Below are 11,815 nucleotides of genomic sequence, written 5' to 3' on the forward strand. Positions count from 1 at the left end.
GTTCGCGGCGTGCTTGCCGGTGGGGTCACCGGTCGGCCCCACCATAGCGTTCACCTTTCACCCATTGCAATGGTCGCAACGGTCGCCGTTGCATTCATTGACACATCCGTTGCAACAGTTTCCCGTCATTCACCTGCTGCAACGCTGTTTTGACGCAACGAACTAGTTGCCGAGATCTTGAAAGCAACGTAGCGTTTCCAACGTCGGAAACACCGACGGGGCAGGCCCGGAACCGGGCCGAGCCCGCACCCACCCCCGCATCCACCCAGGAGCGCACCATGCAGAAGTTCGACACCTCCGCCCCGATCACCGTCGTCCTGGACATCCCCGGCGGGCGCGTCCGGTTCATCGCCGCCGAGCGCGGCGACACCACCGTCGAGGTCCGGCCCGCCGAGGCCGGCAAGAACCGCGACGTCCAGGCCGCAGAGCGCACCGACGTCGCCTTCGCCGACGGCGTCCTGCGGATCACCACCGCCGCGGCCGGGAACCAGCTCCTGGGCCCCACCGGCTCCCTGGAGGTCACCGTCCAGCTGCCGGCCGGCTCCGCCGTCCGGGGCAGGGCCGCCGCCGCCGAACTGCGCGTCGTCGGCCGCCTCGGCGACGTCGCCTTCGACGGCGCGTACCGCACCACCAAGGTCGACGAGGCCGCGAGCCTGGACCTGACCGCCGTCGACGGCGACGTCGAGGTCGGCCGGCTCACCGGGCCCGCCCGGATCGCCACCACCCGCGGCGACATCCGGATCACCGAGGCCCGGCGCGGCACCGTCGAGCTGACCACCCAGGCCGGGAGCATCACCGTCGGCGCCGCCGCCGGCGTCCCGGCCGCCCTGGACGCCGGCACCGGCCACGGCCGCATCGCCAACACCCTGCGCAACGACGGCACCACCGTGCTCGACATCCGCGCCACCACCTCCCACGGCGACATCACCGCCCGCAGCCTCTGACCCCGGCCCCGCCCGGGCCGACACCATCCAGTTCCAGGGGGACACCATGACCGGCAACGCGACACCCACCACCCGTCCGAGCGCGTGGACCGGCATGCTGCCGGTCGACGACACCGCCCTCGCCGTCACCGACACCGGCGGCCCGGGCCTGCCCGTGCTCTACCTCAACGGCCAGTTCGCCACCCAGGGCCACTGGCGCCGCGTCATCACCGAACTCGGCCCGCGGTTCCGGCACATCACCTACGACGAGCGGGCCCGCGGCCGCAGGTCGAAGCGCTCCGCGGACTACTCCTTCGAGGCCGCCGTCCGGGACATCGACGCCGTCCTCACCGCCCGCGGCGTCGAGCGGGCCCTGCTGGTGGGCTGGTCCTACGGGGCGTTCCTCGGCGCGCACCAGGCCTCGCGCAACCCGCGGCGCACCATCGGCGCCGTCCTGGTCGACGGCGCGCAGCCCTACGACTGGCTCACTGAGGAGATGGAGCAGCGCATCCGCAGGCAGTTCCGGCAGTGGGCGCCGCTCATGGCGCTGATGCGCCCCACCGGCCTGACCCCGCGGATGACCCACCGGCAGATGTCCGACTGCAACATCGAACTCGGCAGGATCGGCAGCGCCGGCGCACTGGGCCCGGTGCTGGACGCCGTCACCGTCCCGACCCGGTACGTGGTCGCCTCGGGGGTGTCCCTGGGCAGCAAGGGCGAGGAGCAGGAGATCATCCGCGCGGCCCTGCCCGCGGTGACCGAGCGCAACCCGCACATCGAGATCAGCGCGAAGGTCCCCAGCAACCACGGCGCGATCCTGAAGAAGGACTTCCGCGCCATCGCCGACGCCGTCCGCGAGGTCGCCGCCCTCGACCGCCCCGCCTCCGGCCGCTGACGGCCCCGCACCCGCACAGGCCGCCACCGGCACAGGCACCGGCCGCCACCTGCCGCCACCGGGCACCGCCGGGCGGCCCGCCGGAACGGCGGCCCTGCACGCCGCGGCTCAGCGCGGAAGCGAGGACTCCTCACCGACGGCGGCCAGCAGCTCGAACGGGAACTCCGGATCGGCCTGGCCGACGGCCAGCGCGAGCCAACGGCCGCCGGACGGCAGCCACCACACGCGCATGGTGCCGGCGACGTTGCACAGGAAGCCCAGCGGCTCCGGAGCCGCCGATTCGGGATCCGGGTCGTCGAACCCGAGATACGGCCACAGTTCGACCGTCGCCGGATCTCCCCAGCGGTCGGCCAGAACGGCCGTCAGCGCGTGGAGATCGGCTTCCAGCTCCCGTTCGGCCGCCTCGACGATCTCTTCGCTGCGGTCCTCCCAGAAGTCCCGGCTCTCCCCGAGCACTGCCACATGGTGTCCGGGCCCACCCCATCGACGGTCCGTCCCCGGCCGGACCTCCCGCTCGGGAAACGGGAGGATGCTCAGTTCGTCGACGATCGAGAGCTGGGCGGCGGTGAATCCCCTCGATCGGTGCCGGCTCGACATGGGCGGAGCCTATCCACCTCTCCCCCCGCCGTGCCACGGCGGCGGGCGAGGCGCCGTACCGCCGGGCGTTCGACCAGGGTGTGGACGAGGGCCCCGGCGGCCAGGGTCGCGGCGAACGCGGCGAGCGTCAGCAGGACCGCGATCGGGGTCGGGTAGGTGCGGTCGCCGAGGACGAGGGGGCGGCCGTGGAAGAGGACGACGCCCTGGCAGAGGTAGAAGCCGAAGGAGACGGCGCCCAGCCACTGGGCCAGGCGGCGCGGCGCGGGGCGCGGGCCGCCGCGGTGCAGGTCGCGGTGGGCGGCGGCGCAGATGACCAGGGCGATCGGCAGGGCCATCGGCAGGACGAAGTCGTAGGGCGAGGGGACGGCGAGGGTGAGCGCGTAGGCGGGCACGACCAGGAGGGCGGCGGGGGCGAGGGGGATGCGCGGGGCGAGACCGGCGGCCACGGCCCGGGCCAGCAGCATGCCCAGGACGAACTCCGGCAGCCGGGCCGGCGGGAAGAGGTAGCCGAACCACAACTGGTCGAGCGACACCGGCAGTTGGGAGATGCGGGGGTAGGACGGCAGCAGGGCGGCGTCGGCTCCCGCGACGGCCGCGGCCACCAGCAGGACGGCGGCCAGGGCCGGGCGCAGGGCGCGATCGGGCAGAAACCGTACGGCGCGGTGCAGGAGCGGGAACAGCAGGTAGAACAGGACCTCGCAGCACAGCGACCAGCTGGGCATGTTCATACCCGAGTTGATGTTCGGGTCGGGCGAGTAGGCGTGCACGAGCAGGAGGTTGGGCAGCCAGACCCGCACCGGGCAGGCCCAGGCGAACAGGAGGGCGGCGGCGGCCCACATCGCCAGGTGGCTGGGGTAGATCCGGGCCAGGCGCCGGCGCCAGAACGCGGCGGGGCGCTCGCCGTCCCGCGCGGACCAGGTCAGGACGAAGCCGCTGAGGACGAAGAAGAACGAGACCCCGGCGTAGCCGGCCTTGGAGGTGATGTGGGCGAGGGCGGCGGCGAGGCGGGGGTCGGCAAAGAAGCCGAGCGGGGCCCGCGGGCGCAGCGGGTCGGTGATGAGGAAGGCGTGGAAGAGGAAGACGGCGAGGGCGGCGGCGAAGCGCAGGGCGGTGAGGGTGGGCAGGCGGTGCGGGGGTGGCGGTTCTCCGACGAGCAGAGCATCACTTCGTGCACTCATAACATGACCTTAGGTGACTGTGCGTCAAGTCGGGTCACTGACGGTGTCGCCCGGACGGCGTAAAGCGGGGCGGAACACGGGGGCGGGATGCGCTGGTGGCGAGCGGGGGGCGGGATGCGCTGGTGGCGAGCCGGGGCGGGACGCGGGGGGCGGCGAGCCGGGTGGAAATGGCGGTGCGGGTCGCGCGCCCGCTGGGCACACTGGTTCGATGATCACCGACCACTGGCCCCTGCGGGGGCTGCGCGTGACCTCGCCCCGCCTGGAGCTGCGCCTGCCCACCGAGGACGAACTCGCCGAGGTGGCGGACGTCGCCGCGCGCGGCGTCCACCTGCCCCAGGACCGCCCGTTCCTGACGCCGTGGGGCGAGCTGCCGCCGGCCGAACGCGCCCGGCACGTGATGCAGTCGCACTGGGCACGGCTGGGCCGCTGGAGCGCGCAGCACTGGGCGCTGGACCTGGTCGCCTTCCACGAGGGGCGCCCGGTGGGGATCCAGGACATGCGCGCCAAGGAGTTCGGCGTGCGGCGCGAGATCGTCTCCGGTTCCTGGCTCGGCCTGGAGCACCAGGGCAAGGGCCTGGGCACCGAGATGCGGGCCGCGATGCTCCACCTGGCCTTCGCGGAGCTGGGCGCGCGCTCGGCGACCTCGCTCTCCTTCACCGACAACCACTCCTCCCTGGCCGTCTCGCGCAAGCTCGGCTACCGCGGCGACGGCATCGACCGGGACGTCCTGGACGGGCGGGTGGTGGTCTCCGAACGCCTGCGCCTGAGCCCCGAGGCCTGGGCCGAACACGCCCGCACCCCGGTCACCGTCACCGGCCTGAGCGCCGACTGCCGCACCATGTTCGGCCTCACCGACTGACCCCACCAGCGAACGTCCGGCGGCCAACGCGGCCCGGGGAGTGGGAAGTCGGCCCCATCGACTTCCCACTCCCCCGCAACAACCGCACGCAGCACGGGCCCGGATGGTGAACGAGCTTCGGACCCCCCCGAGCCCCATCTCCCCGCGCGAGAAGTCGGCCCCACCGACTTCCCGCGCGCTCACCCCTCCCCGCCAGCGAACAGCCTGCGGCCAACGCGGCCCGGGGAGTGGGAAGTCGACCCCGCCGACTTCCCACTCCCCCACAACCCGCGACAGCCGCGGGAGACGCGGGCCTGCCAACGAGCACCGGGCAGCTCGGCACTGGGAATCGCCATCCGCCCACGGCCCAAGCGGCGAACGAGGGCATCAGGTCCCAACCCGGCCTCAACACCGGAAGTCGGCCCCGCCGACTTCCGGCGCGCGGCGGTGGCCGCACACTGGCCCGGCCGACGGGCAGAGCCGGCGCGCGGCACGGGCCGAAGGGAAAGCCCCAGGGGAGACAGGCCGACCAGCGGCAATCGGGCAGCTCGGCCAGGGAATCGCCATCAGCCCAAGGCCAGGCGCCCGACGAGAGCTTCGAGTTCAAGCCCTTCCTCGACGCCGGAAGTCGGCCCCGTCGACTTCCGATGCGCTCACGCCTCCCCACCAGCGAGCAGCCTGCGGCCAACACGGCCCGGGGAGTGGGAAGTCGACCCCGCCGACTTCCCACTCCCCCACAACCCGCGACAGCCGCGGGAGGCGCGGGCCTGCTGACGAGGGCCGGACTGGTCGGCACGGGAATCGCCGTCAGCCGGGGCCCAGGTCGCGGACGAGGGATTCGGCTCCGCTCCATGCCTCGACGCCGGAAGTCGGCCGGGCCGACTTCCGGCGCTCGGCGAACGGTCCCCGCAGTTGGGGTACCGCGTGGCGTTGCGGCCCCGCACGCGGGAAGTCGGCCCCGCCAGCGGGGCGGCTCAGCCGGCGATTCCCGGGAACGGGCCGGGCAGTGGGAAGTCGGCCCCGCCGACTTTCCGTGCGAGGCAGTGGCCGTGCCAGATGCACAGGCAGCGGACCGACCGGCGAACGGACCGTGAGCGGCCAACGGCCAACACGCCCCGAGGAGCGGGAAGTCGGCCCCGCCGACTTCCCACGCGCTCGCCCGGCACCGCCAACGAGCACCGGCACCGGGGCCGGGCCTGGGCCACCAGCCCCGCCCCACCTCCCGCACGCGCCAAAAGTCGGCCCGGCCGACTTTCCATGCGCTCGCCCGGCACCGCTTCTCCTCCTGCGTGCGCCAGAAGTCGGCCCGGCCGACTTTCTGTGTGCGGGGGCGGCCCGGCTCAGGGGTGGAGGGCGGCGGGCAGGGCGGTGAGGGTGTGCAGGACGTGGATGCCGTCGTCGACCGGGGCGGTGCGGGCGGCGGTGCGGTCGAGCCAGAAGGGGTGCAGGCCGGCGTTGCGGGCGCCGAGGGCGTCGAGGTCGTAGTTGTCGCCGACGTAGGCGACTTCGTGCGGGGGCAGGCCGAGGCGGGCGCAGCCGGTCCAGAAGATGGCGGGGTCGGGTTTGGCCTCGCCGGGCCGGTCGGAGCCGACGAGGGCGGTGTCGTCGAAGTGGTGCAGCAGCCCGGTGGCGTGGAGTTTGGGGCGTTGCTGGTCGATCGGGGCGTTGGAGACGATCCCGAGGCGGTGGGTGGGGGCGAGGGCGGCGAGGGTGGGGGCGGCGTCGGGGAAGGCGGTCCAGGCGGCGTTGCGGTGGGCGGTGTAGCCGGCGAACCAGGCGGCGGCGGTCTCGTCGGGCATGGTGGTGGTGTCCTCGCCGAGGCGGGCGAGGAACTGGCGGGCGCGTTCGCGCTGTTGTCCGGCGAAGGTCAGTTCGCCGGCCAGGAAGCGGGCGTACTGCTCCTGCATGACCTCGCGCCACAGTGTCACGGCGCTCTGCGGGTCGGGGACGCGGTGCAGCAGGTCGAGGTGGTGCAGGTGGGCGAGGATGCCTGCCTGTTCCGAGCCCGAGTAGTCGAACAGGGTGTCGTCGACGTCGAAGATCACGCCTCTGATCGGCACGGTCCGTCCTTCCGCTGGTTCCGTCCGGGTCCGCCCGGTCACGTACGGACCCTATGCGGTCCGCGGTGCCCCGTCGCCGCCCCCGTCCGCCCCGTCCCCGCGGTCCGCCCCGTCGGCCAGGCGGTGGCGGGCGGCGGCCAGGAACTCCTCGGACAGTGCGGTGTCGTCGCTGGCGCGGGCGAGCAGCAGCGCTCCGACCATGGTGGACAGGTCGGCGAGGGTCTCCTGCCGTCCGGCGCCTTCGGGCAGTGCGGCCAGGGCGTCGACGAGTTCGCGCAGTCCGGCGGTGTAGGCGGTGCGCAGGGGGGAGCCGGGTTCGGTGCGGGCGGCGTCGGCGGCCAGTGCGGCGGCGGCGCAGCCGTGGCCGGGGTGGTCGCGGTGGGGTTCGGACAGGTAGCGGTCGAGGAACTCGGCGCGGGGGGTGCGGTCGTCGCCGGGCCGGTCGGCGGGCTGGTCGGCGAGTCGTTCCATGGCTTCGCGGCGTTCGGTGAAGGCGGCGGCGAGGGCTTGGGCGAGGAGGTCGTCCTTGGAGGCGAAGTGCCGGTAGAAGCCGCCGTGGGTGAGTCCGGCGGCGGCCATCGCCTCGGGGACGCTGACCTGGTCGGGGCCCTTCTCCCGGATCAGGCGGGCGGTGTGGTCGATGACGCGGCGGCGGCTGCGTTCGGCCTCGGCGCGTGAGACGCGGGGCATGCCGCGGCTCCCTTCCTCGTGTCGGACGGCGGTGGTGTTCCCGGGGTCCACTTTCCCATCCCGTTTAGATGATGGTAATAATCTAAACGCTGCGGCGCCGCCAGTCACGGCCGGTGCCGCCCCGAGAGCGAGGAGATGCGCATGACCGTGATCGAAGGCTCCACCGTCCTGGTGACCGGGGGCCTGCGCGGCCTGGGCCGGGCGTTCGTCTCGGAGCTGCTGGCGCGCGGCGCGGGGAAGGTCTACGCCACCGCCCGCACCCCCGCCCCCGGCGCCGGCGGCGACCCGCGGGTGGAGGTCCTCGCCCTGGACGTGACCGACGACGCCTCGGTGGCTGCCGCGGCCGCCACCGCCGACGACGTCGACATCGTCTTCAACAACGCCGGCGTCCTGTACCCGGGGCCGCTGCTGACCGGTGACCTGGAGGAGGTCCGGGCCACCTTCGAGACCAACGTCCTCGGCCTGCTGCGCGTCGCCCGGGCGTTCGCGCCGGTGCTGGCCGCGCGCGGCGGCGGCGCGATGGTGGACATCCACTCGCTGCTGTCCTGGGGCGCGGGCGCCGGGGCCTACGGGGCGTCCAAGGCGGCACTGTGGTCGCTGACCAACTCCCTGCGCCTGGAGCTCGCCGCCCAGCACACCCAGGTCCTCGGCGTGCACCTGGGCTTCGCGGACACCGACATGGTCGCGGCCCTCCCGGTCGAGAAGGTCCCGCCGGCCGAGGTCGCCCGGCTCGTGCTGGACGCCCTGGCGCGCGGCGAGAGCGAGGTCCTCGTCGACGACGCCACCCGGGCCGTCAAGGCCGCCCTGTCCGGGCCGGTGGAGGGCCTCACCGTGCGCATCGGCCGCTGACCCCCGCGCCGGGACCGGCGCACCGGGGCCGACACGCACCGACGCACACCGACACCAGCACGCACCGACACCGACACCGAGGAGCACACCCCATGCCGCTGTGGCACGTCTACCACCCTCCCGGCACCTACACCCCCGAGCAGAAGCGTCAACTGGCCGGCGACGTCACGGGGTTCTACACCCGTATCGGGCTGCCGAGGTTCTACGTCATGACCCTCTTCCACGAGATCGCCGCCGACTCCTTCCACGTCGGCGGCGAACCGGCCGACAGCGCGGTGCGCATCGTGGTCGAGCACATCGCCCGCCACAACGCGGACCCGCAGGCGCGCCGGCACACCCGTGAGAGCCTCGCCGCCCTCCTCGCGCCCCACACCGCCGAGCGCGGCCTGTACTGCGAGTTCCACATCGACGAGACGCCCCAGGACCTGTGGATGACGGACGGCATCGCCCCGCCCCCGCCCCGCAGCGAGGCCGAACGCGCGTGGGCCCGCGAGAACCGACCCCTGCCCTACTGACCCCGCCGCACCTCACCGCCCTCACCGCCCTCGGGAGGCGGTACGGCGGAGCGGGAGGCCCACCGGCACGGGCCTCCCGCTCCGCCGCTTCGTCGTGCGCACACCTTGCGCCGGAACCGGTACCGGACCCGGCATCTGACGGGCCGTCCGCCGTTTCGGAGGCGGGCGCCATGGTCCCTCCCGAGATCGCACGACAGCACGGAGGGTTCGGCATGAGCAGCAGGCACGAGGGGTTCTCCGCCGAGGAGCGGGCCGCGATGAAGGACCACGCGCAGGAGCTGAAGCAGGCCGCGCGCCGGGCCTCGCAGGCGGAGAAGGCGGCCGAGGCGCTGCGGGACGTGCTCGCGAAGATCGCGGAGATGCCGCAGGGCGACCGGGCGCCGGCCGAGCGGGTGCACGCGGTGGTCACCGCCGCCGCTCCCGCGCTCGCGCCCAAGCTCTGGTACGGGATGCCCGCCTACGCGCTGGAGGGCAGGGCGGTGTGCTTCTTCCAGAGCGGGAGAAGTTCAAGTCCCGCTACGCCACGCTGGGTTTCAGCGACCAGGCGCAGCTGGACGAGGGGCCGATGTGGCCGGCAAGCGCGCGGTCGGCTGAGGCGGCGGAACAGCGGAGCGACGGAACAGCGGAGCGACGGAGCGGCGGAACAGGGCGCAGGGACTCGGGCCTCAGGGCCTCAGGGGCTCAGGGGATCAGGCGTCGAAGCGGATCTCGGGCCAGCGGGGCGAGGGGGCGTCGAGCAGGGGTGCGGGGACGGCGCGCAGGTGGAGGCCGAAGTAGGCGGTGAGGTAGGCGCGTTGGGCGGCGACGGCGCGCTGGGGGTCGCCGGTGCCGAGGAAGTGTTCCAGCTGGTCGGTGGGCCAGGCGAAGACGCTCTGGCCCTGGGGGACGAGGAGTTGGAGGTCGCAGTAGGACAGGTGTCCTGAGCGGGTGAGGGTCAGGCGGCGGCGCCAGCCGGTCAGGTGCGGCCACAGGGTGTCCCACATGGCGTCGCGGGCGGGGCTGTCCCAGGTGGAGGCCATCAGCAGCAGGGGGCGGTCCTGGTCGGCGGTGGCGCTGGTGCCGAACAGGGGGCCGTCCAGGACGGCGCCGACGCGGATGCGCGGGTCGTCGTGCAGGGCCTGGGCGGTGGTGGCGCCGCCCATGGAGTGGCCGAACATGCCGACGGCGTCGAGGTCGAGGGCGGTGTGGAGGCCGGCGGGCAGCGGGCCGCTTTCGAGGCGGTCGAGCAGGCAGCGGGCGTCGGCGGCGCGGTAGGCGACGATCTCGGCGTCGGTCATCGCCTGGACGCGGGCCTTGTCGCGCACTTCGAGGCGGTGGCCGGGGAATTCGACCTCGCCGGCGTCGTAGGTGTGGTCGACGGCGGCGACGACGTGGCCGTGGGAGGCGAGTTCCTCGGCGAGGGCGGTGTTGAAGGCGCTGTCGGCGCCGGAGCCGTGGGAGTTGAGGACCACGGGGTGGCGACGGCTGCGGTCGGCGGGCACGTCCGGGCGGGCGTGGGTGGTGGGCCAGGCGAGGCGGGCGTCGGGGACGGCGAAGTAGGCGGCCTGCAGGTGGGCGGTCTCGGCGGGGCTCATCCACGGCGCGTACGGGCCCCGGGCACCGGGCGCGGCCGGGTACCAGAGGCGGGCGCGCAGTTCGCGCGGGCGCGGCGCGGGGGCCCAGGCGTCGGTGCGGGTGGCGTCGGTCAGGTACAGCAGGGCGGTGCCGACGGGGTGGGGACCGGTGGGCGCCGGCAGGCACAGGCGGGGCTCCCCCGCGGCAGCACCCGATGCCGTGCCGCCCGGTGCGGCACCGCCCGGCGCGCTGTCGGCACGCGCGGACCCGGCACCGGTGACGGCGGCGGAGGCGGCGGTGGCGGCGCCCAGGGCGAGCGCCCCGAGGACGCCGCGGCGGCTGAGCGGACGCTCGGACGGGCGCGCGAGAGGACGGTCGGACGGACGGTCGGGCTGGCTTCCGGTCATGGGCGTGGCTCCTGCGGCGGGTCGGGCGGCGGCACGACGGCGGGGTGCGCCGGTGGGCGGTGCGCGCCGGTGGGCGGGGTGCGCGTCCACCGTGCCGACCCGGCCCGCCCGGGCGCGTCCGCCCGCGGCAGGAGCCGCCCGGGGGGCCTTACGTCCGCAGGCCTACGCCTGCGGCGGCAGCCGCGGCGCTCCACCCCCTAGATGAATGAGTCCAAGGGATGCCGTCGCGATCAGTGATCGAAGGCGATCAGGGATCGCTTAACGGGGTGGTCGGTCTTGTCGTTGAACCAGATCGCGGCGGTGAGCGCCAAGATCCGCATCAGCACCCGGACGATCACTCCGGCTGGAGTTCGCCCGCCATGTCGTTCCAGGTCGAGCTGCCCTTTGAAGGTCTGGTTGATCGACTCGATGACCTGCCGCAGCGGCTTGAACAGATGTACCCCGGCCCGTTCGGGTTCGCCCTTTCGGGCCGGGCGCAGCAACTCCAGATGACGCTCTGTGAGGTCGCGCTCGAAGTCGCGGCCGTAGTAGTTCTTGTCGCCGATGATCGTCTGCCTGGGATGGGCGGCGGCGACGTCGGGGGCGGCATCGAGCATGCCGCGCAGGGTCTCGCGTTCGTCGGCCTTCGCGCCGGTGAGCGCGAACAGGACGGGCAGTCCGCCCAGCGTGCAGACCAAGTGCAGGCGCAGGCCCCAGAAGTATCGGGAGTGCGACGCGCAGTAGCCGTACTCGGCCCAGCCTGCGAGGTCGGAGCGTTTGGCGGTTTCACGTGAGCAGCCGCAGCCGACCGGGGTGGAATCGACCACCCATACGTTGTCGCTCCACAGCGAGGTGTCCTGTGCCAGCATCCTGATCATGTGCTTGATCAGCTCGGATGCGTTGCGGAGCCGCTTGTTGTACCCGGACTGCTGGGGCAGGTACGGGAACAGGCGGCGGAAGTCCCGGTTCGCGCGCCGTAGCCACCGCCGCTCCGAGGTGTAGCCGAGCAGCGCCGACATCACCGCCAGGGTGACCAGTTCGGCGTCACTGAGCGTGGGCGCGATCCCGACCGCCGGGCGCCACGGAGCCAGATGCGGCGAAGCCTTCAGCTGGTCGTCGATCCTGACGTAGAGTGCCGTTGTGAGGGTGTCCAATTCTGTCTTCACACACCGACATTGGACGCCCTCGCGCCGTGTCCGCAGGTGATCCCTTGGACTCGGTTGGCGTGCGGGCAGTCGGGTGTCGGCGGCTGTCCGGGAAGCCAAAGGTCACCATCCCCCGGGCGGGGGAGTCGAGTTGGACCTTGCGCAGGATTCGGCGGGGCGGACCG

Annotated in this window: 11 protein-coding genes and 1 pseudogene; 6 read left to right on the forward strand and 6 right to left on the reverse strand. The window is 73.6% G+C overall.

What is annotated here, in order from left to right; all coding sequences use genetic code 11:
- Positions 1 to 278: 278 nt before the first annotated feature.
- Positions 279 to 944, forward strand: coding sequence for a DUF4097 family beta strand repeat-containing protein (locus ACGFSC_RS13045; RefSeq protein ID WP_359906397.1), 666 nt, complete (start codon positions 279 to 281; stop codon positions 942 to 944).
- Positions 945 to 990: 46 nt separating this feature from the next.
- A complete protein-coding gene (locus ACGFSC_RS13050; RefSeq protein ID WP_359906394.1) occupies positions 991 to 1,818 on the forward strand; it encodes an alpha/beta hydrolase in 828 nt (275 codons plus the stop codon).
- Positions 1,819 to 1,926: 108 nt separating this feature from the next.
- Here the strand turns inward: ACGFSC_RS13050 and ACGFSC_RS13055 are convergent, their stop codons facing one another.
- A complete protein-coding gene (locus ACGFSC_RS13055; protein ID WP_359906391.1) occupies positions 1,927 to 2,274 on the reverse strand; it encodes a hypothetical protein in 348 nt (115 codons plus the stop codon).
- A gap of 77 nt (positions 2,275 to 2,351) precedes the next feature.
- The gene (locus ACGFSC_RS13060) at positions 2,352 to 3,593 is read right to left on the reverse strand and encodes an acyltransferase (protein WP_359906388.1); all 1,242 of its coding nucleotides are present in this window, start codon (positions 3,591 to 3,593) and stop codon (positions 2,352 to 2,354) included.
- 208 nt (positions 3,594 to 3,801) lie between these two features.
- Between ACGFSC_RS13060 and ACGFSC_RS13065 the strand changes: the two genes are divergently transcribed.
- Complete coding sequence (locus tag ACGFSC_RS13065; RefSeq protein ID WP_359906385.1) at positions 3,802 to 4,452, forward strand: GNAT family N-acetyltransferase; 651 nt, start codon at positions 3,802 to 3,804, stop codon at positions 4,450 to 4,452.
- 1,319 nt (positions 4,453 to 5,771) lie between these two features.
- On the opposite strand, the gene ACGFSC_RS13070 is transcribed toward ACGFSC_RS13065, so the two are convergent.
- Together ACGFSC_RS13070 and ACGFSC_RS13075 are read right to left on the reverse strand one after the other, a co-directional pair.
- Entirely contained in the window at positions 5,772 to 6,491 is a 720-nt protein-coding gene (locus ACGFSC_RS13070; protein WP_359906382.1) for an HAD family hydrolase, read from the reverse strand.
- Positions 6,492 to 6,542: 51 nt separating this feature from the next.
- Positions 6,543 to 7,181 (reverse strand): TetR/AcrR family transcriptional regulator, encoded by a 639-nt coding sequence (locus ACGFSC_RS13075; RefSeq protein ID WP_359906379.1) that lies wholly within the window; start codon positions 7,179 to 7,181, stop codon positions 6,543 to 6,545.
- A 141-nt stretch (positions 7,182 to 7,322) separates the two neighbouring features.
- On the opposite strand from ACGFSC_RS13075, the gene ACGFSC_RS13080 reads away from it, so the two are divergent.
- From ACGFSC_RS13080 to ACGFSC_RS13090, 3 genes and pseudogenes are all read left to right on the forward strand, one after another.
- A complete protein-coding gene (locus tag ACGFSC_RS13080; RefSeq protein ID WP_359906376.1) occupies positions 7,323 to 8,030 on the forward strand; it encodes an SDR family oxidoreductase in 708 nt (235 codons plus the stop codon).
- Positions 8,031 to 8,122: 92 nt separating this feature from the next.
- Complete coding sequence (locus ACGFSC_RS13085) at positions 8,123 to 8,545, forward strand: tautomerase family protein (RefSeq protein ID WP_359906373.1); 423 nt, start codon at positions 8,123 to 8,125, stop codon at positions 8,543 to 8,545.
- A gap of 212 nt (positions 8,546 to 8,757) precedes the next feature.
- Positions 8,758 to 9,152 (forward strand): annotated as a pseudogene (locus ACGFSC_RS13090) (hypothetical protein); the annotation flags it as partial.
- Positions 9,153 to 9,234: 82 nt separating this feature from the next.
- On the opposite strand, the gene ACGFSC_RS13095 reads toward ACGFSC_RS13090, so the two are convergent.
- Both ACGFSC_RS13095 and ACGFSC_RS13100 read right to left on the reverse strand, forming a co-directional pair.
- Positions 9,235 to 10,506 (reverse strand): hypothetical protein, encoded by a 1,272-nt coding sequence (locus ACGFSC_RS13095; protein ID WP_359906370.1) that lies wholly within the window; start codon positions 10,504 to 10,506, stop codon positions 9,235 to 9,237.
- 230 nt (positions 10,507 to 10,736) lie between these two features.
- Positions 10,737 to 11,651 (reverse strand): IS982 family transposase, encoded by a 915-nt coding sequence (locus ACGFSC_RS13100; protein WP_359906367.1) that lies wholly within the window; start codon positions 11,649 to 11,651, stop codon positions 10,737 to 10,739.
- Positions 11,652 to 11,815: the final 164 nt, after the last annotated feature.

Source organism: Kitasatospora sp. NPDC048715 (genome assembly GCF_043198905.1).
Taxonomy (GTDB): domain Bacteria; phylum Actinomycetota; class Actinomycetes; order Streptomycetales; family Streptomycetaceae; genus Kitasatospora; species Kitasatospora lactacystinica.